Source organism: Paraburkholderia sp. JHI869 (genome assembly GCF_038900775.1).
Taxonomy (GTDB): domain Bacteria; phylum Pseudomonadota; class Gammaproteobacteria; order Burkholderiales; family Burkholderiaceae; genus Paraburkholderia.
In genome coordinates, this window is the sequence record NZ_JAYMSC010000009.1 from 39,878 (window position 1) to 59,975 (window position 20,098).

General features: G+C 61.6%; 18 protein-coding genes. 14 read left to right on the plus strand and 4 right to left on the minus strand.

From position 1 onward, the window contains the following. Positions 1 to 78 precede the first annotated feature (78 nt). The 4 genes from VSR72_RS17085 to VSR72_RS17100 all read left to right on the plus strand — a co-directional run bounded on the left by VSR72_RS17085 (position 79) and on the right by VSR72_RS17100 (position 3,704). Complete coding sequence (locus VSR72_RS17085; protein WP_342953526.1) at positions 79 to 279, plus strand: copper chaperone; 201 nt, start codon at positions 79 to 81, stop codon at positions 277 to 279. Positions 280 to 562: 283 nt separating this feature from the next. Continuing rightward, positions 563 to 2,428 carry a biosynthetic-type acetolactate synthase large subunit gene (gene ilvB, locus VSR72_RS17090; RefSeq protein WP_342953527.1) on the plus strand — a complete coding sequence of 622 codons (1,866 nt, stop codon included), beginning with the start codon at positions 563 to 565 and terminating at the stop codon, positions 2,426 to 2,428. Positions 2,429 to 2,598: 170 nt separating this feature from the next. Beyond that, entirely contained in the window at positions 2,599 to 3,240 is a 642-nt protein-coding gene (locus VSR72_RS17095; protein ID WP_342953528.1) for a DsbA family protein, read from the plus strand. Between the two features lie 101 nt (positions 3,241 to 3,341). Further along, on the plus strand, positions 3,342 to 3,704 hold the full coding sequence (locus VSR72_RS17100) for a nuclear transport factor 2 family protein (protein WP_342953529.1): 363 nt from the start codon (positions 3,342 to 3,344) through the stop codon (positions 3,702 to 3,704). Between the two features lie 64 nt (positions 3,705 to 3,768). On the opposite strand, the gene VSR72_RS17105 is transcribed toward VSR72_RS17100, so the two are convergent. Then, complete coding sequence (locus tag VSR72_RS17105) at positions 3,769 to 4,476, minus strand: SDR family oxidoreductase (protein ID WP_342953530.1); 708 nt, start codon at positions 4,474 to 4,476, stop codon at positions 3,769 to 3,771. A 174-nt stretch (positions 4,477 to 4,650) separates the two neighbouring features. After that, positions 4,651 to 5,622: a helix-turn-helix domain-containing protein gene (locus tag VSR72_RS17110; RefSeq protein WP_342953531.1), complete on the minus strand. Its 972-nt coding sequence runs from the start codon at positions 5,620 to 5,622 to the stop codon at positions 4,651 to 4,653. A gap of 312 nt (positions 5,623 to 5,934) precedes the next feature. On the opposite strand from VSR72_RS17110, the gene VSR72_RS17115 reads away from it, so the two are divergent. From VSR72_RS17115 to VSR72_RS17125, 3 genes are all read left to right on the plus strand, one after another. Further along, positions 5,935 to 6,609 carry a response regulator gene (locus VSR72_RS17115; protein WP_342953532.1) on the plus strand — a complete coding sequence of 225 codons (675 nt, stop codon included), beginning with the start codon at positions 5,935 to 5,937 and terminating at the stop codon, positions 6,607 to 6,609. A 146-nt stretch (positions 6,610 to 6,755) separates the two neighbouring features. Beyond that, entirely contained in the window at positions 6,756 to 7,100 is a 345-nt protein-coding gene (locus VSR72_RS17120) for a response regulator (protein WP_342953533.1), read from the plus strand. Between the two features lie 164 nt (positions 7,101 to 7,264). Then, positions 7,265 to 8,239, plus strand: a complete 975-nt coding sequence (locus tag VSR72_RS17125; protein ID WP_342953534.1) for a LysR family transcriptional regulator — start codon at positions 7,265 to 7,267, stop codon at positions 8,237 to 8,239. Positions 8,240 to 8,836: 597 nt separating this feature from the next. Here VSR72_RS17125 and VSR72_RS17130 read toward each other — a convergent pair. Beyond that, positions 8,837 to 10,258, minus strand: a complete 1,422-nt coding sequence (locus VSR72_RS17130) for a PLP-dependent aminotransferase family protein (RefSeq protein ID WP_342953724.1) — start codon at positions 10,256 to 10,258, stop codon at positions 8,837 to 8,839. A gap of 466 nt (positions 10,259 to 10,724) precedes the next feature. Here VSR72_RS17130 and VSR72_RS17135 point away from each other — a divergent pair, with 466 nt between their 5' ends. The 6 genes from VSR72_RS17135 (at position 10,725) to VSR72_RS17160 (ending at position 16,696) form a co-directional block, all read left to right on the plus strand. Beyond that, the gene (locus VSR72_RS17135; protein ID WP_342953535.1) at positions 10,725 to 10,928 is read left to right on the plus strand and encodes a DUF2970 domain-containing protein; all 204 of its coding nucleotides are present in this window, start codon (positions 10,725 to 10,727) and stop codon (positions 10,926 to 10,928) included. A gap of 152 nt (positions 10,929 to 11,080) precedes the next feature. Further along, entirely contained in the window at positions 11,081 to 11,245 is a 165-nt protein-coding gene (locus VSR72_RS17140; protein ID WP_342953536.1) for a hypothetical protein, read from the plus strand. Between the two features lie 34 nt (positions 11,246 to 11,279). Then, complete coding sequence (locus VSR72_RS17145) at positions 11,280 to 11,462, plus strand: hypothetical protein (protein WP_342953537.1); 183 nt, start codon at positions 11,280 to 11,282, stop codon at positions 11,460 to 11,462. Between the two features lie 432 nt (positions 11,463 to 11,894). After that, complete coding sequence (locus tag VSR72_RS17150) at positions 11,895 to 14,834, plus strand: GH92 family glycosyl hydrolase (protein ID WP_342953538.1); 2,940 nt, start codon at positions 11,895 to 11,897, stop codon at positions 14,832 to 14,834. 162 nt (positions 14,835 to 14,996) lie between these two features. Continuing rightward, on the plus strand, positions 14,997 to 15,449 hold the full coding sequence (locus VSR72_RS17155) for a MarR family transcriptional regulator (protein WP_342953539.1): 453 nt from the start codon (positions 14,997 to 14,999) through the stop codon (positions 15,447 to 15,449). A 23-nt stretch (positions 15,450 to 15,472) separates the two neighbouring features. Next, a complete protein-coding gene (locus VSR72_RS17160; protein ID WP_342953540.1) occupies positions 15,473 to 16,696 on the plus strand; it encodes an MFS transporter in 1,224 nt (407 codons plus the stop codon). A gap of 23 nt (positions 16,697 to 16,719) precedes the next feature. Here the strand turns inward: VSR72_RS17160 and VSR72_RS17165 are convergent, their stop codons facing one another. Then, positions 16,720 to 18,075, minus strand: coding sequence for an MFS transporter (locus tag VSR72_RS17165; RefSeq protein ID WP_342953541.1), 1,356 nt, complete (start codon positions 18,073 to 18,075; stop codon positions 16,720 to 16,722). Between the two features lie 418 nt (positions 18,076 to 18,493). Here VSR72_RS17165 and VSR72_RS17170 point away from each other — a divergent pair, with 418 nt between their 5' ends. Next, entirely contained in the window at positions 18,494 to 20,053 is a 1,560-nt protein-coding gene (locus VSR72_RS17170; RefSeq protein ID WP_342953542.1) for a methyl-accepting chemotaxis protein, read from the plus strand. Positions 20,054 to 20,098 lie beyond the last annotated feature (45 nt).

A 20,098-nucleotide genomic window follows, 5' to 3' on the forward strand; every position in this document is an offset into this window, starting at 1 on the left:
TTGAGGCCAGCCTGGTTGGTGGCATCGGGCGTTGATCCTATAGTGATCCCAGTGGTAATCGAATCAGAGAGGTGGAAAATGAAGTTCGCGATGAAAACTGAAATTCACACGGAAGATCTCTCAGCGATCGTGCACGCGATGAAATCCGTGGACGCCGACGCGAAGGTCGATGTCGATGTTGGCGCGCAAACCGTGAGCGTCGATTCGTGGCTGATGCCGGAAGAGTTTCTCGTCGCCTTCTACGACGAGGACCTGGACGTGGGCATTGCCGAATGGTAGGAGGGGGCACGTGGCCCGGATGTGACGCATCCTGGCCCATAGACGACCCTCTTGCTGACGCGCCTCGCTTCAAACGTTGTCAGAATCCTTAGAACCCTTTCTCACGGTATTTCCAGGCGCACGTCAAAAGAGTGCCGGGTGGACTGTGCTTCCTGCGGAGAACCCGCTGAGGCCACGGTCCACGAGCTGGTAGGGGACATACGCTGTTCTTGAGTCGGAAGGGAAATGATCCGTTGTAGTTGGCCGCTGATCGCATCAGCGCCCGTTTCCGTGCGAGTCAGGTATGACCCAGAACCCAAATATTGCTCCCAAAAGCGCCCAGAAGGCGCCGCTTCCCGGCGAACCGATGTCAGGCGCCGATATCATCCTGCGCGTCCTCAGCGAACAGGGTGTCGATACCGTGTTCGGCTATAGCGGCGGCGCGATCTTGCCGACCTACGACGCGGTGTTCCGCTTCAACGAACTGCACGCCGACGAGCCCGAGCGCCAGATCAACCTCGTCGTGCCCGCCAACGAGCAGACCGCCGGTTTCATGGCCGCAGGCTATGCGCGCGCCAGCGGAAAAGTGGGCGTGTTCATGGTGACGTCGGGTCCCGGCGCGACCAATGCGGTGACGCCGATTGCGGACTGCAATGGCGATTCGGTCCCCGTGGTCCTTATCTGCGGACAGGTGCCGCGTGCCGCCATCGGCAGCGATGCTTTCCAGGAAGCGCCGGTGTTCAACATCATGTCGGCGTGCGCCAAGCAGGTGTTTCTGGTGACCGATCCGGTCAAGCTCGAACAAACGCTGCGCACGGCGTTCGAAGTGGCGCGCACGGGTCGTCCCGGCCCGGTGGTCGTGGACGTGCCGAAAGACATCCAGAACTGGACCGGCACCTGGCAGGGGCATGGCACGCTCGCGTTTCGCGGCTATTCCGATCGACTTCGCAAAGTGGCAAAGGGCGCGCGTCTCGAAGCAAGCAAACGCGACGAATTCTTCGAGCTGCTCGCGCAAAGCAAGCGCCCGCTGCTGTATGTGGGCGGGGGCGTCATCACCGCGGGCGCGGCCGCGCAATTGCGTGAATTCGCCGAGCGCTACCGGATTCCCGTGGTAAACACGTTGATGGGTCTCGGCACGATATCCGTGAAGCACGAGCTGGGGCTCGGCATGCTGGGCATGCACGGCACGGCTTGCGCGAACTACGCGGTGGAAGATTGCGATTTCCTCATCGCCGTGGGTGCGCGATTCGACGATCGTGTCGCTGGCGGCCGCCCGCACACCTTTGCGCCGCGAGCGCGCCATGTCGCGCACATCGATATCGACGAGGCCGAAATCAACAAGGTGAAGCGCGCGCACTGGACCCACGTGGGCGACGCGAAGGACGCCTTGCTGTCGTTGATGAAACACGAATCGCCCGTGCAAGCGCCTTCGGCGTGGTTCGACCACATCAAGGCACTGAAACAGCGCTACGGCATGAACTACGACCGCAATAGCCCGCTCATTCAGCCGCAGTTCGTGGTGGAAAAGTTGAGCGAGATTACCGGCGGGCGGGCCATCGTGACGACAGGTGTGGGCCAGCATCAGATGTGGGCCGCGCAGTTCTTCGACTTCGTCGCGCCGCGCAGCTTTCTCACGTCGGGCAGCATGGGAACGATGGGCTTCGGTTTGCCCGCTGCGATTGGCGCGCAGATGGGGCGACCGGATGCCCTCGTGATCGACATCGACGGCGATGGCAGCATGCGTATGAACATCGGCGACCTGGAGACCGCGACCACGTATGGCGTGCCCGTCAAAGTGCTGCTGCTCAACAATGTCGGTGACGGAATGATCCGGCAGTGGCAGCGCCTCTTCTACGACGGGCGCCTGTGCGTGAGCGACAAGTCGCTGCATCGAAAGGACTTTGTCATGGCCGCGCGCGCCGACGGGTTCGAGTTCGCGCAGCGCGTCGAGGCCTTGGGCGAACTCGAGGAAAAACTCAGGGCATTCATTGCGTTCGACGGTCCGGCCTTCCTCGAAGTCATGATCGATCAGGATGCCGATGTGTTTCCGATGGTCGGGCCGGGCATGAGCTATTCGGACATGATCACCGGGCCATTCATTCCGTCTAGGGATGGAGAGGAGTCGGGCGGCACGCGTGCGGCGCACCAAAGCGCTTCGGACATGTTCTAGGCCGCTAGCGCAGCGCCAGGCTTCTTCTTTCCGCCATGTAACAAAAGAAGTTCTGGCTGCTGCGTTTATCGGCTTCACGCGCAATCATATAGTCGCCTTGATGGCTGGGAGCGATGCGGGACATGGGGTCCTGCGGGTCCCGCGTCGTCTCATCATTTGAGCGAGCAAGAATGAAATTGATCTATGTTGGCGATCCGATGTGTTCGTGGTGTTATGGCTTTGGCAAGGAGCTTTCGGCGCTCGTTGCGCGTGTGCCCGATCTGAAACTGGAAATCGTGGTCGGCGGTATTCGCGCTGGGGCAACCGATGTCCTCGATGCGACCGGAAAGCGTTTCCGGCTGCAGCATTGGCAGCGCGTTGAAGCACTGAGCGGGTTGCCGTTCAACCGCGAGGCGTTCGTGGCGCGCGAGGGGTTCGTCTACGATACCGAGCCGGTATGCCGCGCCGTTGTGGCGGCTCGCCGGTTCGCGAGTGGAGAGGCCTTGCTCTCGGTGTTCCGCGCGCTTCAGAACGGGTTCTATGCGCAAGGGCGCGATACGACCGATGGTCACGTGTTGAGCGATATCGCGGCAACGGCGCTGCATGCGACGGGCGTTGAGGTGAGCGTGGACGCGTTCTATCAGGCATGGGCAGCGGCAGAAACGAAAGAAGAGACGCAGCGCGATTTCGCACGCGCTCGCGCGCTCGGTGTGGCTTCGTTCCCCACCTTGCTGCTTGAAGAGCAAGGCCGGACGTACGCTTTGCATTCGGGCTATGCGAGCGTCAACGACCTCGAAGAAAGACTCAACGAGATCGAGGGACCGCTCGCTTGAGCGTGGTTGGTCGTGGTTGGTCGAGAGCGGGCTGCGCGAATCAGTGCGCAGCCCGCCGCGATTGCACGACACAAGGTTAAATTAATAAGGAATCTGAATCAATGAGTGATAGCAACGAAATCATTGAACTCGTCCAGCGCTATTTCGACGCCACCTGGCGAGGCGACGCGGAGCAGTTGAGAACGGTGTTCGACCCGCGCGCCGTGGTAGCGGGGGAGGTGGATGGCCAGCCCTACTACAAGACGATCGACGAGTATCTGGCAGGGGTGGCCAAGAGGAAGTCGCCGGCCGAACTGGGCGAGCCGGTCGACACGGAGCTGTTGATGCTCGATGTACTGGAAAACATCGCCACGGCGAAACTGCACGTGCGCATGCTCGGTTTCAATTACTACAATTATTTTTCGATCATGCGCCAGCACGACAAATGGCTCGTCATCACGAAGACGCTGACGAACGTGCAATGACCATCCGCCGCGCTCTGCGCCCCCGACGAGTCATCGAGACCGGGGGGGCGCGACGTTCAATCGCTTACTGGCCCGCGCTCTGGCCGCCATCCACGTGCAGGATCTCGCCCGTCACGAACGGCGCCGAGTCGAGATAGAGAATCGCATTGACGATGTCGCTCATTTCGCCCATGCGACCGACCGGATGCATCGCGCCGAGCGTGGCGTGTGTTTCGGGAGCGTGCATCGGCGACTTGATTACGCCAGGCGAAACGGCGTTGGCACGGATTCCCGCGCGCGCATACTCGATGGCGAGCGATCGCGTCGCGGCGTTCAGGCCGCCTTTGGTCAGCGAAGCGAGAACGGACGGCACCTTGCTGTTCGCCTTGTCGGCAAGCGTGGTGGTGACGCTGACCACGTGGCCGCTGCCGTGCTTCTGCATCGCTTCGATGGCATATTGCGTGATGTGGAAGAAGCCGTTCAGGTTGACGTTCAGGATCGCTGCGTAGTCCTCGGCGGTGTACTGCGTGAAAGGCTTCGCAATGAAAATGCCGGCGTTGTTGACGAGCGTGTCGACACGGCCGAAGTGCTCGATGGCGGCGTTCACCACACGGCGAGCCGTAGCGGCATCGCCGATATCGCCGGCCACGGCAACATAATCGGCCTCGGCGGCCGGCGTGATGGAGCGGGCCGTAGCGACCACGCGATGACCTTGCGCGCGGAAGGCCTTAACGGTTTCAGCGCCAATGCCTTGCGATGCTCCGGTGACGATGACGACCTTGGAAGTGCTCATTGTGTGTCTCGCAGTTTGGGTAAGCCGGCCAGTCGGCCGTTCGAATCGACGGATCCGATGAAGGTGCACTCTAGGCGCATCCATTGCGATTTCGAACACCCACCATGGACAAAGAGTCTTGCGCCGCAAGAACAAATCGCGGTGGGACGGCGAGGCGGCGTGCGCGGCGACTTCTCAGGCGGTGGCCTTCATATGCGCCGTGTCTTCTGACTGCTGGCGGTATTGCCGAGGAGTCACGTTCAGACGTCTTTGAAACACCATGCGCATGTGCGCAGCATTGTGAAAGCCGCAGTTGAACGCAACGGTTTTCATCGGCATGTTGCGTTCCTCCAGCAGCCTTTTTGCGGCGCCGACACGGACCTGGTCCACGAAGGCGGAAGGTGTCGTGTGGAGATACTTCGCGAAGATCCTCGATAAGGTGCGCCGGCTCACGTAGACAGCGTCGGCGAGCTGCTCGATTGAAAGCACATCGGAAAGGTGGTCGTCGATATAACGCTGGACTTTGCCGACGATCGAACTCTCACCGGCAAGCGTAGCGACGTAAGGCGCACGTTGGCATGTCTCGCTCGGCAAGTTGACGCCAAGACGTCTTGCCACGTGTTCGGCGAGCTTCTGGCCCCAGTCTTCGGCGACGAGAGCGAGGCCCAGGTCGAGCCCGGCGGTCGCGCCGGCAGATGAAATCAGACGTCCATCGCGTACCAGGGGTTTGTCGGGGCGTATGCGGGCACGCGGAAATTCGTTTGCCATCTGGCTCGCATCGGTCCGGCGCGCGGCGACCTCTTTCCCATCGAGCAGTCCTGCGCGCCCGAGCGGCCACGCGCCGTTGCAAACGCAGCCGTAGTGTTTCGACTCGAGTGCGCGCCGCCGCAACCAGTCCAGATAGTCTTGTTTCGGGCGAACGTTCGCGGCGAGAGAGCCGCTCGTCACGAGCAGAACATCGACGTTTGCGCGGAAGTTCGCATAGACCCACGGCACGCAAAGTTGCATTGCGTTTGCACAGGAAACCCCGCCTGCGTGCTCGCCGATGAGGGGCACCTGATACCGGCGCGTCTCGCCGAGCAAATGGTTGGCTTCGGAGAAGACGTCGAGGAGGCCTGCAATATCCAGGGCCCGCACACCATCAAGCACGACGATAGCGACTTTCATTTTGCGCACCCAACCTGAGCAATGATCCCAGCTGCAAACAGGTTATGCGTGCAGCAACAGGCTGACCATTCTCCGAATGGCTGAAGCTGCAGCTTGGCGGCATGTGGTCCCTCATACGTCGGTATGACTCGTGTAGTTCTCAGGCGTGTGCGCCGAAGGAGTCGCGCGAAAGCGGACGAATTATGTGGGCGCCTGCTTCAAACGAAAGCCGCGCTCACCGTGCGCATTCGGTGGCGATAAGTCTTGCTATTGCTTACCATATGGCGAGCATCAGCACTTTTTCGCCATCACGAACTTTTCGAAGATCGAGCGATGAAACACGATAGCGTTGGAACGCGAAGTGAACCAATACCGGACTCGCTCGTGTACGTGATCGACGACGACGAGTCGGTTCGGGGCGCGCTCACCAGCCTGCTCATGTCGGTCGGCATCGAGGTGCGGGCGTTCGAATCGGCTGACGAATTTCTCGCCGAGAAAATGCCGGACGTGCCGAGCTGCCTCATTCTCGACATTCGATTACGAGGCGAAAGCGGTCTTACGCTTCAGCAGGAAGCCTTTAAGGAGAGCATTCGATTTCCCATCGTCTTTCTCACGGGACACGGCGATATCGGCATGACTGTGAAAGCGATGAAAGCAGGCGCTTTCGATTTCATGACAAAGCCCTTCAAGGATCAGGACCTGCTCGATACGATCGCAGCAGCGCTGAAACGGGATGGCGAACTGAGGCGCCAGGCGAGGCTCGTTGCGGGCGTTCGCGAAGCGTACGATGCGTTGACGGCGCGCGAGCGCGAAGTGATCGGCCTCGTGGCGGAAGGGCTGCTGAACAAACAGATTGCCGGACTTTTGTGCCTTAGCGAAGTCACGGTCAAGATCCATCGGGCGCAGGCGATGCACAAGCTCAATGCCCGGTCCGTGGCCGAACTCATCAAGAAGTTGCAGCAGGTGCAGGCGAGCCCGCAGAACGCCGGCCAGGCGCATCCCCGTTAATACGAACTGTCACAAGAATCATCCGAAGGTGTGATTGATGCCCCTTCGGCGGGCCTGTATTTTGCAGAAAGATTCTACCTTTCTGCATCATTTCGATGGCCACCGGACCCCAGATAAAACCAGCGCGCTCGACGGCAACGATCGCAATGGTGGACGACGATGAATCCGTCCGGATGGCGCTGTCCAGTTCGCTGCGTTCGGCGAGCTGGAATGTCATTGCCTACGCATCCGCCAATCATCTTCTGGACGATACGCGCCGGTCCAAACTGAAGCTCGTCGTTGCCGATATCCAGATGCCGGGCATGGACGGCTTTGCGCTGCTTGAATCGATCAAGCTGTGGAAGCGCCCAATCCCCGTCATTTTCATTACCGCGTACGCGACTGATGCGATGCTCGAACGCGCGAAAACGCATGGCGCGGCGGGTTTCCTTTCGAAGCCTGTGGATGACGCGCGACTACTCGCACTGGTTAGCGAATTGCTGAAGAATTGACCCGGTCGAACAGCGCCGCTATACGGGCCCCTCGCTCAATCCATCCGAATGTATTAGACGCGCACGCGCCTGCATAAGACACACACCTTATCGGACGATACCATCGCGCGGCGCACGCGCTTACGCTTGAATCGTCGGCCAGCAAAACACTTGTGAGGTGCGAGATGGATCAGCTTTACATGTTGCGTGCATTCGTCGCCGCTGCGCGGTATCAGAGCTTCAGCAAGGCCGCGGAATCGTTGAATGTGACGACGGGGTCGGTATCGAAAGCGATCGCCAGGCTCGAGGAATGCGTCCAGACGCGCGTGTTGCTCAGGACAACGCGATCCGTCTCGTTGACCGAAGCCGCGCAGTCGTACTACCTGATCTGTTGCCGCTTGCTCGAAGAACTCGACGAAGCGAACCGGCGGATTGCGCTCGAGCATGATGCCAATGGCGGAAAGCTGCGCCTGGTCGTGCACCCCATGCTGATGAGCGGAACGTTTTCGCGCCTGGTGCGCCGCTATCGCGCCATCGCGCCGCATGTGAGTCTGGTGGTGTCCGTCGAGGACCATGCGACGAATCTGTTCGACGGCCGTTTCGATATCGCCATTGTGCCGCCGCAACTCGTCGAGCAATCCACCGTGATTCGCCGCACGCTAGCCCGGTCGCCTCGCATTCTCGTGGCTTCGCCCGCCTATCTCGAACAATACGGCGCACCGGAATCGGCGGCGAAGCTCGCGAGTCATTTTTTGCTGATCGATCCTGAAACGAGAAAGAAGCATGCGGACTTCATCGATCTGCATGAGGGCGGACGCAAGGTGAGCGTTTCGCCCGTATCGTCGATGGAAGGCACCGAGGTCGTGCTGCGCGCGGCGGCGCTCACCGGAACGGGGATCGCGACGCTGCCTGAGATCACGGTTCGCGAAGATATCGACATGGGGCATCTCGTCCACATCCTGCCGGAATGCACGGCTTCGGACAGCGGCGTTGAAATATGCCTCTTCTATTCCCACCGGGAACTGATCCCGGCACGGCTCAGAATGTTCGTCGACTTCTGCACGGAGTTCTTCCGGGCGCCTGCTAAGGCGGCCGCCGCCGACGTGATACGCGTACCGCAACCGATGAAGCGAAACGAAGGTCTCGCGATGATGTCGTGATGACTTCCTGCGAGATGCATGCGCAGCCATCCAGCGCCTGAGAGGTCGTTATGTCTCACGTATTGCACAACTGGATATTCGTTGGCAGTACTGCCTATGACGAATACACCTTCGTTCCGTGGCTCAACAGGAACGTCTACCGCCGCACGGTAGAGCTCAGTCGTGTTTGTCTGCTGTGAGAGTCCGAAGCGCTCCGCGCAGACCGATACTCCCGTTAAATGGAAGGTTCATTCCCGAGACTGCTGGATTCTCTTATCTGCTGCAAGTGATTAATCTGGCCAGGCTGTTTCCCGGAGGCGTCGCCTCCATCCCCTTGCTAGAAAGAGAGATTGAAATGAAATTGCTTACTGCTGTTCTTTTTGCCTGTTCGCTGTCGGCTAGCTTCGCTGTTTACGCAGAACCCCTCGCGCCCGCGCATGCGGACGTTCAACAAACGGCCCAGGCGAATACGTCGCAAGCCAATACGTACCGGGCGCCGCAGCGTCCCGCCAGGACGCCGATCACGAACGCCAATGCGTGTGTGGGCCCGGCGAGTTTCTGCAACCTGTTCTTCGGCAGTTAAGGTTGTGATGGGTTGGCGCCGCGCGCATCGATGCATCACGATTGCGCACACACATCGGGATGAACGAGCAGTTCGCCCAGTGTGCGGATTGCCTCATCGATGCGCGGCGACCACGGATGGCCATAATTGAGCCGGATGCAATTTTCGAATGCATGTGACGCGGAAAAGAGCGGGCCGGGCGCGACGCTGATCCCGCGTTCGATGGCCAGACGATGGAGCGCCATGGCGTCGATGCGCTCGCGGAAAGTGAGCCACAGAAAATAACCGCCCTCGGGCCGCGTGTACTCCGTGCCTTCGGGCAGCCATCGGCGGATTGCCTCGATCATCGCATCGCGCTGCGTTTGCATCGCTTGCCGGATCTTTTTCAAATGTCGCTCGTAGCCGCCGTGCTCCAGATAGTCGGCAATGCCGGCCTGCGCGGGAATACTCGCCGAGATCGTCGTCATGAGCTTGAGGCGCTGCACGCGCTCGGCGAAGCGCCCGGCGCTCGCCCAGCCCACGCGGTAACCCGGCGCGAGGTTCTTCGAAAACGAGCCGCAGTGCATGACAAGGCCGCGTTTATCGAATGCGATGGCCGGCGGCGGATAGTTCGGCGCGTAGTGCAGCTCGCCGTACACATCGTCCTCGATGAGCGGGACCTCGTGTTTTGCAAGCAACGCGACCAGCGCTTCTTTCTTCTCCGGCGACAACGTGACGCCGGTGGGGTTCTGAAAATTCGTCATGAACCAGCAGGCGCGGATGGGGTGCTTCTCCAGCGCATGCGCCAGCGCGCCGAGGTCGAGTCCCGTGTCGGTATCGACGGGAATTTCGACCGCGCGCAGGCCAAGACGCTCGATCGCCTGAAGCGCGGCATAAAAGCCCGGTGACTCCACCGCGACGATATCGCCGGGCTGCGTGACGGCCATCAGGCAAAGATTGAGCGCTTCCAGCGCGCCGTTGGTGATGATGATGTCCTCGGCCGGCTGCGAGATACCAACGCGCATATAGCGCAGTGCAATTTGCCGCCGCAGGCTCTCGTTGCCCGGCGGCAGATCGACTACCGTGCTCCACGGGCTCACGCTGCGCGCCGCCTGGCCGAGCGATTTCGCCAGCCGCGACAGCGGAAAGAGCAGGGGCGAAGGGAAGGCGGAGCCGAGCGGCACGATACCGGGGCGCTTGGCCGCATCGAGCACGGAAAAAACGAGTTCGCTGATATCGACTGTAGCAGTCTCGCCTGTCGTTGCACGCGAATCGGCCGTCCTGGGCTTCGAGACCGGCGCGACGTAGTAGCCCGAACGTTCTTCGGCGCGCACGAGGCCCCACTGTTCCAGCACGTAGTAAGCACGCGCGGCCGTGGACTGGCTCACGCCGTGCTGCGCGATGATCTGCCGCAGCGACGGCATGCGCGAGCCCGGCTTCAGGTTGCCGGAGCGAATCTCCGCGGCCATGCTCTGCGCGAGGCGTTCATAGCGTGTCATGCGTCCTGGTTCTTCGAAAGATGTCATGGGTGGACTCGTGCTTCGATCGATTTTCTCATGGCGCGCCGGACAGGGAATCCGATCTGCTACGGTCAATTATGCGTCGACTGCTTCTATACGACCTGCTTTGCGGGGCGGATCATAACGGCCAGTGCGTATCGCAGTCCGGGTCTGTTCTCCCGGGATGCGCCGGGATTACTGCGCGAGTGCCTGGATCATCACCTAAACCCGCAGAGCTTGCGGCTCTTTTTGCCTGTAGCGTGGCAAGCCTTTCGCCCCGGTGCGCGAGTACCGGGGCGTTTCTTTGTTGGGCCCCCAGGATTGATTGCAGGCGCGCAAGACGGTTTGCTAGCGCGTCCATCGGCTGCATCCCTCGAATCGCGCGTAACTGCTGCTTTTTTTGTCAGCGCGGAAGTTTGAACATGGAAGTATCCGTTCAACCTTATCGACGTAACTGGAGTCAATCATGGAACTTATTCATATGATGCGCATGGTCCTGTGGAGCTTCTTCGGCGTGCGCAAAAGCGCTTCGCACGAAGCCGATCTCGCCAGCGTGAACTTCAAATGGCTGCCTTTCGTGGCGGTTGTGCTGGCCGCGATGATTGGTGCCTGCATTCTCGGCGTCGTGCTGCTGGTCGCGCACTCGACGGGTACCGCGCAGGGGTTCTGAGCATGCATGTGCACGGAGATTGTTCGGCGTTTCATAACGGTGATTTCGTCCGCAGCGCGTTGATCTTTGCGGTGTCGCGCGTATCCTGAGTATCAGGAAGCGCTGCATTCAACGCGGCGCGATTCACCCAGTTTTGAGGCAAGGAGTGTGAGATGGATATCCTCAATCTCGCCCGGCAATCTGGCATGACGGTGGTGCTCGACGCACGTATTGGCCAACAGGAATACCAGTCCGTTCACAGCAGCGTGGCGGCGCTGGAGCGGTTCGCAGCGCTGATCGAGGCGGCGAGAAAAGCCGACGCCGCGAAGCGAACCTGATCCGCTTCAAAACCCTTTTCGTTGGAGCCATATCGTGAAAGATGATGCACGGGATTTTCGTATGATTGAAAGTGATGGCAGCGCGGTCGGTGCGGCAGCGGGCCAGCAAACGCGGCAGGCCACACCGTCGCGCAACTGGGCCTGGGCTCAGCACGGCGAATCGTATGACTGGATGGATTCGGCGGGATCGTTCCCGATCGAGGACTTTGCTGAGTGAGCACGGCCGTGGCGTGACAGGGCATGCCGGACACCTTCAACGGACGCAAACAATCGCATGAACCCCACGACCCTGCGTGGGATTCGTAGCAATCCCCTCTTGGACACGCTGGTCAAACGCCTGCGCAGATACATCGCCTGGCTCACAGTCATTACGCTGATTCCCTGTTTGACTGCCTGAACTGAGTCGTTTTCGCCGTGAAAATGCGCATGCATGCTGAACCGATTATGCAAAGCGCTTAACACGCGGAGTTGCGTCAAGATTCGGTTTGTTTAGTAATTCCTGATAAACAGAAAGTGGCAATAGATAATCAATTGACGCCATTCAAACGTCTCGTATAGCATGACTTTCAGCCGGACACCTCATGCTACTTGAATAAACAGGATAACTAAACAAAACCCAGATAAACGTAGTGAGACTCAGGAGACAGCCATGATAGATTTACGCCGTCTTGCGGCCGCCATGATCATCATTGGTTCTTTGGCGGGTTGTGGAGGAGATAGTCCAGGCCAGTCTGGATCTGCCGCCGTCGCGGCTAACCAGCTTCAAGGAGCGACACAGAGTAGTTCCAGTGCCAGTTCCGGCAATGCAAACGCGGCAGTCGCCGACGCGGCGCAAATTCCCGCCTCAGATCAGGGCGCCATGCAATTGACCCGTTATGTCAATCCACTGATCGGCACGTTGGCCAGCAACTCTCCCAACCCGGTGCCGGCAGGCCAGGCTGGCAGTGCGGTGCCCGCAGCGGGCCTGCCGAACGGCATGGTGCAGTGGGCACCCGATACGAATACCACCTCGGCTCCCTCGAACAGTGCGGAGCCCGGCTCGCCGGCCGGCTACTACTACGATATCGGCTCAATCCAGAGCTTCAGTCTCACGCATATGAGTGGCGCCGGTTGTTCCGGAAATGACGGCGAATTCCCCGTCATGCCGACGCTCGATGCTAGCAAGCCGCTCGCGCAAACGTTTAGCCATTCCAACGAAAAGTCCGTAGCGGGCGCTTATTCCGTAGTGCTAGACAACCAGGTCAAGGTCGAACTGACTGCAACCCTGCGTACCGGCTTCGGACGCTTTACGTATCCTGACAATCAGCCTTCGACGCTCGTGCTCAATACGACGTATACAAACACACAGTCGGGCGTGGCGGGCTCGGTCACCCAGGTCGACGCGAGAACGATTTCGGGCAGTACCACGGGTGGCCATTTTTGCGGGAATTCAACCAATGTCCCGGTGTACTTTTATGCCGAATTCAGTCAACCCATTGCAACGACGTCTTCCTTTAACAATGGCGTCGCCGTGATGAATTTCGGCAAAGGCGCCACTGTCATGATGAAAGTCGGTATTTCGTATGTGAGCGTCGCGAACGCCAAAAATAATCTCCAGAAAGAAAATCCATCGTGGGATTTCGACGGCGTGAAGAAAGTTGCCGATGCGATATGGAATCAGCGCCTCAACACCATTCAGGTAAGCAGTAGCGATACCACCGCGTTGACGAAGTTCTACACGGCCTTCTATCACGCATCATGGGCGCCGAGTGTATTCAGCGATGTAAACGGCCAATATATCGGCTTCGACCAGAAGGTCCATCAGGTCAGTGCTGGCCATGCTGCGCAGTACACGAGCTTTTCGGGTTGGGACATCTATCGTTCGCTGATACCGCTCAAGGCCACGCTATTTCCTGAGGAAACCAGCGACATGGCGCAGTCGCTCGTCAACGATGCGGATCAGTGCGGGGCCATTCCGCATTGGGTCAATGACAACGTCGAAGACGGCGTGATGCCGGGCGACGCCGGTTCGATTATCGTGGCGGGTGCGTACGCCTTCGGTGCGCGCAAGTTCGATACTGCGGGCGCATTGAGCCATATGATCCAGATGGCGAACGTTCCCGGTACGGCCTGCAATGGCGTGACGACCAATGGCGGCCGCGCCAGCTATCTACAGTTCGGCTATATCACGAACGGTGAATGGGGGCAGGCTTCGTCCACGCTCGAGTACGGCAGCAGCGATTTCGCAATTTCCCAGTTTGCCGGCGCACTGGGCAACACGGCGATCCAGAAAATGCTGCGTAGCCGCTCGGCCTACTGGCAGAACCTGCTCAACACTTCGCTCACACCGCCGCTGATCGCCGGACGCAACGCCGACGGCACGTGGATTCCGGAGAACCAGAGCAGCACCGACAACTACGTGGAAGGCAACGCGGAGCAGTACACGTGGATGGTGCCGTTCAACCCGACCGGACTGTTCGCACAACTTGGCGGAAATACGGCGGCGGTGTCGCGGCTGAACACGTTCTTTACCGTGCTCAACGCGGGGATGACGCTGCCCAACTTCTATATGGGCAACGAGCCGACCTTCGAGGTGCCCTGGTTGTATAACTGGGCGGGCTCGCCGTCGGGCACGCAGAATGTCGTGCAGCAGATCATGGCGAGCGCCTTTGGCACGGGGCCGAACGGTTTGCCTGGCAACGACGACCTGGGCGCCGTGTCGGGCTGGTATGTGTGGGGTGCGCTGGGCCTCTATCCGGAGATCCCGGGTGTCGGGGGCTTTGCGATCGGCAGCCCGCAATTCTCTTCGATCGTCGTTCATCTGGGGAACGGCAAAACGTTGCGCATCAATGCACCCGGCGCGCCCAGCGCGAATTATGTGCAGGGGCTCACCGTCAATGGCCGGGATCACAATCGTTCCTGGCTGGACGTCGACGCACTCGCCAATGGCGCGACCCTGAACTTCGCGATGGGTTCGTCACCTTCGCAGTGGGGCTCGAAACCGGCCGACGCGCCGCCGTCCTATGGGGTGCCGGTCGCGCGTAACGTGGCGGATGCCTTCAACAACCACGGTATCAGCGCCGACGGCAGTACCGACACCGACGGCCTCGGTTCGGATTTCGACGGCTCCTTGTTCAGCTATTCGTCGGCTGCATTGGCGGCGGCAGGCGCGGCGCCGGGCAAGCCGTTCGTAGCGGGCGGCGCAAGCTTCGTTCTGGCCAATGGACCACTCGATAACGCCGTGGCGGTAGGGCAGACGATTGCGATGCCGCCAGGCACCAGCGGTCATTCGCTGGTTCTGCTGGGTTCGGCCAACAACGGCCCCGGCTCGGGCGCCGCGCTCGTGACCTATACCGATGGCACGACCACGCCATTCACGCTTGCCTTCGACGACTGGACCCTCAATGGCGGCAGCGCGGCGCCGGTGGACCCGATCGCGTTGACCACCTCGTACCGCAACGCCGGCAACGGCTCGACCGACGGCGTGAAGACCTATCTGTTCGCGGAGTCGGTGCCGCTGACACCCGGCAAGCTGGTGGCGAGCGTGACATTGCCGAGGCAGTCCAGTGAAGGCAAGTTGCACGTGTTCGGTATCGCTGCAGCGCCTTGATCCAGTTGGGCGCCGCGCAGGCGGCGCCCAACGTGCGTCCCTCGCGGCGTCACCACGGCGCGGCCGGTAGCTTCCATAGAGCGCAAAGCTGTAGCTGTCACACCGCCGGGAGATGTGAAGGTTATCTTTGCAGTTTACCTTCATATCTCCTAGAATGCGGGGATGACCGATCGCGACAAAACTCCCCCTCCCGATCTCGCCGCCGCGCTAGCCGGCGACCTGCGCGCCCTGGTCGGGCAACTGCGCCGCCGTTTTCGCGAGCAGGCCATCCTCGGCGACTTCACGCCGTCCCAAATGGCAGTGCTGCAGCGGCTCGAACGCGAGGGGCCGTCCACGGTGTCGAGCCTCGCGCGTGCCGAGGGCATGCGCCCGCAGTCCATGGGCACGCTCATCGCGCCACTCGAGGCGGCGGGCCATATCAGCGGAGAACCAGACCCCAATGACGGGCGCCAGACCCTCTGGTCGCTCACCCACGCCTTTCGCGAGTGGCTCAAGGAAGGGCGCGCGGCGCGCCAGGACTGGCTCTCGCGCAGGATAGAGACGCGCCTTTCCGGCGTGGAGCAGGAGCAACTCGCCGCCGCGGTCGAACTGCTCAAACGGCTCGTGGCCGACTAATACAACCAAGGCGAGACTCTCACATGGGCGCTCCAGCTTCGGGCTTCTTTCGTTCGCTCAGGAGTTATAACTATCGCGTGTGGTCGGCGGGCGCGCTCGTCTCGAACGTCGGCACGTGGATGCAGCGCACGGCGCAAGACTGGCTCGTGCTCACCGGCCTCACACACCACAGCGCGGCGGCGGTGGGCATCGTCATGGGCTTGCAGTTCGGTCCGCAAATGCTCTTCATGCCCTGGTCGGGCTTCGCTGCCGACCACTTCGACCAGCGCAAGCTGCTGATGGTCACGCAGGCGCTGCTCGGCGCGCTGGCCATCGCACTGGGCGTGCTCACGGCAACAGGGCTCGTGCAGCTCTGGCACGTGTATGTGTTCGCGTTCCTGTTCGGCTGCACGACGGCATTCGACTCGCCGGTGCGGCAAACCTTCGTCTCGGAGCTGGTGGGCGACGCCGATCTCTCCAACGCCGTCGCGCTCAATTCCACCTCGTTCAACGCCGCGCGCATGATTGGGCCGGCAGTGGCGGGGCTCGTCATTGCATCGGTGGGCGTGGGCTGGGCCTTCCTGCTCAACGGGCTTTCGTTCGTCGCGGTGCTGATCTCGCTCACGCGTCTGCGCGTGGACGAGCTGCGTTCCGCGAGGCGCACGCAGCCCGCGAAGGGCGGCATCGCAGCAGGGTTCCAGTACGTGTGGGCGCGCCCGGACCTGCGGGCCATCCTCGTCATGCTGTTTCTGATCGGCACCTTCGGGCTGAACTTTCCGATCTTCATCTCGACGATGGCCGTGAACGTTTTTCACGCCGATGCGGGACGCTACGGACTCCTTTCTTCCCTGATGGCGGTGGGGACCATGAGCGGCGCCTTCTTCGGCGCGGGGCGCAGCCATCCGCGTTTCATCTCGCTGTTGTTCGCGGCGGCGGCGTTCGGGGTGGGGTGTGTGCTGGCGTCGGTTGCGCCCGGCTACTGGTGGTTCGGCGGCGCGCTCGTGATGATCGGCATTGCGGCGCTCACGTTCACCACCGAAACCAACAGCCTCATGCAGCTTTCCACCGAGCCTGGCATGCGTGGCCGTGTACTGGCGATTCGTCTCGCCGTGGCGCTGGGCGGCACGCCCATTGGCGCGCCGATCGTGGGGTGGATCGCCGACCACTGGGGACCGCGCTGGGCCTTGCTGGTGGGTGCGGCTTCCGGCTTCGCGGCAGCCATTGTCGCGGCCCGCACGCTTGCGCGGCGCGCCCACGAAAAGTCATGACGCGCCGCCGCTGTCGCGCATAGTCAGGCGGCCTTCAGCTCCACGCGCTTGATGTCCTTCACGATCACGAGATAGCTGATCACCGTAACGAGCGCGTTGACGCCGACGAAGGCAAGCGCGCCGTTGAACGAGCCGGTTTCCGCCACGACATAGCCGATCACGATCGGCGTGACGATGCCAGCGACATTGCCGAACATGTTGAAGATCGAGCCCGAGAGGCCGATGGCTTCGCGCGGTGCGGTATCGGCGATCACGGCCCAGCCGAGCGCGCCCAGACCCTTGCCGAAGAACGCGAGCGACATGAGCGCGACCACGAGCCAGTCGCTGTTCACGTAGTTGCAGCCGACGATGCACGACGACAGCACCATGCCGCCGACGATCGGCACCTTGCGCGCCATGGTGAGCGAGCGGCCCGATCGGATCAAGGCGTCCGAAGCCACGCCGCCCAGCACGCCGCCCAGAAAACCGCAGATGGCGGGCAGCGAAGCGATGAGCCCGGCCTTCAGGATGGTCATGTGGCGCGCCTGCACGAGGTAGATCGGGAACCACGTGAGGAAGAAGTACGTGAGCACGTTGATGCAGTACTGCGCGAGGTAGACGCCCAGCAGCATGCGATTGCTGAGCAGCTGGCGGATCACGGCCCAGTTCGCGCCCTTGCGCGCTTTGCGTTCGGCGCGCGCCGAGCGTTGAGGCCCGTTCACGATACCGCCGCCCGCCTCGATGTATTCGAGTTCCTGCTGATTCACGCCCGGATGGTCGGCCGGATTCTTCATGAACCGGATCCATGCGAAGGCGAGCACGAGGCCGCCCACACCCATCACGATATACACGTGATGCCAGCCATACGCGTGCGTGAGCCACGCCATGAGCGGCGTGAACACCACGGCCGCGAAATACTGCGCCGAATTGAAGATGGCCGAGGCCGTGCCGCGTTCCTTCGCCGGGAACCAGCTCGCCACCACTTTCGCGTTGGCGGGGAAGGCGGGCGCTTCGGCCGCGCCCATCGCAAAGCGCAGCGCGAAGAGGCCCGCAATCGCGGCGCCCGCGCTGCCGAGCAGGCCGATCGAGCTTTGCAGCAGCGTGAAGAGCGACCACAGGAAAATGCTGCCCGCGTACACGCGGCGCGCGCCGAAGCGGTCGAGCACCCAGCCCGCGGGGACCTGCGCGAGCACATAGGCCCAGCTGAACGCCGAGAAGATGTAGCCCATGTGGATGGCGTCGAGCCCGAATTCGGCGCGCATGGCCGAACCCGTGACCGAGAGCGTGGCGCGATCCGCGTAGTTGAGCGTGGTGATGATGAAAATCAGCGAGAGGATCAGATAGCGCACCTTCGTGCGCTTGGCGACATCTGATTGCGTGGCGGTGCGGCTCAACGACATGTGGATCGACCTCTATCGTGCGCGAGACACGGGCCGGCTGGGTAACGCTGCGGCCCGAATCTGCTGTCTCCTGACGGCGCGCCTCATGCGCGCCGCATCTACTTACGCAAGAACGCGCCTGGCTCTCGTCGGGCGCGTTCCGGTTGCGGACCTGATCCGCTGCTTGTTCAGCCAGTTGTCAGCAAGTTGTTTGACATCAAGGCTGGTTGTCAGAGCCAATCGTACAACGCCCCGTAAGCCGCGGCAACCGGACTATGCGCCTTTTGGGTGTGCCTCAGGGTAAACTCGAATTTCAAGACAGGCGCGTGAATGTGGGATGATGCGGCCAAGTTGTTGGACAACATGGCGGCCGCACCCTCAAGACTCCGGCGTTTGAGCCGTAAAGAAGAACACCATGGAAACCGGGGATTGAAGCAACATGCGCAACACGACGGTACGAGCCAGCCTCCTTGCAGTGCTGGTGATCTTTGGCGTGATGATCCTGATTGGCGGCTTCGCGGGCGTGGTCTCGCTCAGGGAGTCGAACGCCAGCGCCCAACGCCTGCACGAAATCGCGCGCCAGACCATTCTGGTCAACGACGCCTACAAGGACACCACGCGCACGCGCTCGGCGCTCGTGCGCGGCTATAGCGCGCTCAAGGAACGCAACGACACGGCCACGCGCGACTCGGCGCTGAAGAGCGCGGCCCATAGCTTCGAGCTTTCGGCGAGTGAGACACAGGCCTTCGCCAGCGCCCCGGCGTTCGACGGCATGGACGCCGATCTCAAGCGTCAATTGCTCGATTCGGCTGCGCAACTCTCGAACACGCTCACGCGCGCGACCGACGCGCTGCGCAACGGCGACACGGCCGCTTACGTGGCGGTCAACGACACCGACATCACCGCCGCGGGCGCAGCCTACTCCGTGAACGTGGAGAAGTTCCAGAAGCTCGCCAACGCGCTCGCCGAGGCAACGCTTGATGACGGCAACGCGCGCTATACGTGGATCGTGACGCTCGTGGGCGTGGGCGTGGCCATCGCACTGGCGCTCGTCGTCGTCACGCACTTCGCCTTGCAGCGCATCGTCTCGCGCCCGCTGGCCGATGCCGCGGCGGTGCTCGACCGTATCGCATCGAACGATCTCACCGTGCGCGTGCCCGAAGCGGGCCGCAACGAAATCGGCCTGCTGTTCGCGGCCATGCGCCGGATGCAGGCGGGGCTCTCACGCACCGTGGCCGGCGTGCGCGACAGTTGCGACGCGATCCACACGGCCGCGCGCGAGATTGCGGCGGGGAATCTCGATCTGTCGAGCCGCACGGAAGAGCAATCCGCCTCGCTCGAGGAAACCGCCGCGAGCATGGAAGAACTCACCTCCACCGTGAAGCAGAACTCCTCGAACGCATCCGAGGCCAGCACGCTCGCAACCGGCGCGGCCGATCTCGCGCAGCGCGGCGGCGACGTGGTGGGGCGCGCGGTGCAAACCATGCAGGACATCAGCGCCAGCTCGCAGAAGATCGCCGAGATCACGAGCCTGATCGACAGCATCGCGTTCCAGACCAATATTCTCGCGCTCAACGCCGCCGTGGAATCGGCGCGCGCGGGCGAACAGGGACGCGGCTTCGCCGTGGTCGCGGGCGAGGTGCGCACGCTCGCGCAGCGCAGCGCGGGCGCCGCACGCGAGATCAAGGAACTGATCGGCGCTTCGATGGAAGACGTGCGCAACGGCAATGCGCTTGTCGCGCAGGCAGGCGAAACGATGACTGAGATCGTGAACTCGGTGCGCAACGTCGCAACCATCATGGCCGAGATCACCACGGCCACCGCCGAGCAGAGCACCGGCATTCAGCAGGTGGGCATGGCCGTGAGCCAGATGGATCAGGTCACGCAGCAGAACGCGGCGCTCGTGGAGCAGGCCGCCGCCGCCGCGAGCGCGCTGGAGCACCAGGCGCAATCGATGAAGGAAGCGGTTTCGGTGTTTCGCGTTGGCGCGCTCGCGTGAAAATAGAAAAACGCGAAAATATTCAATATAACTAACAAACTGGAA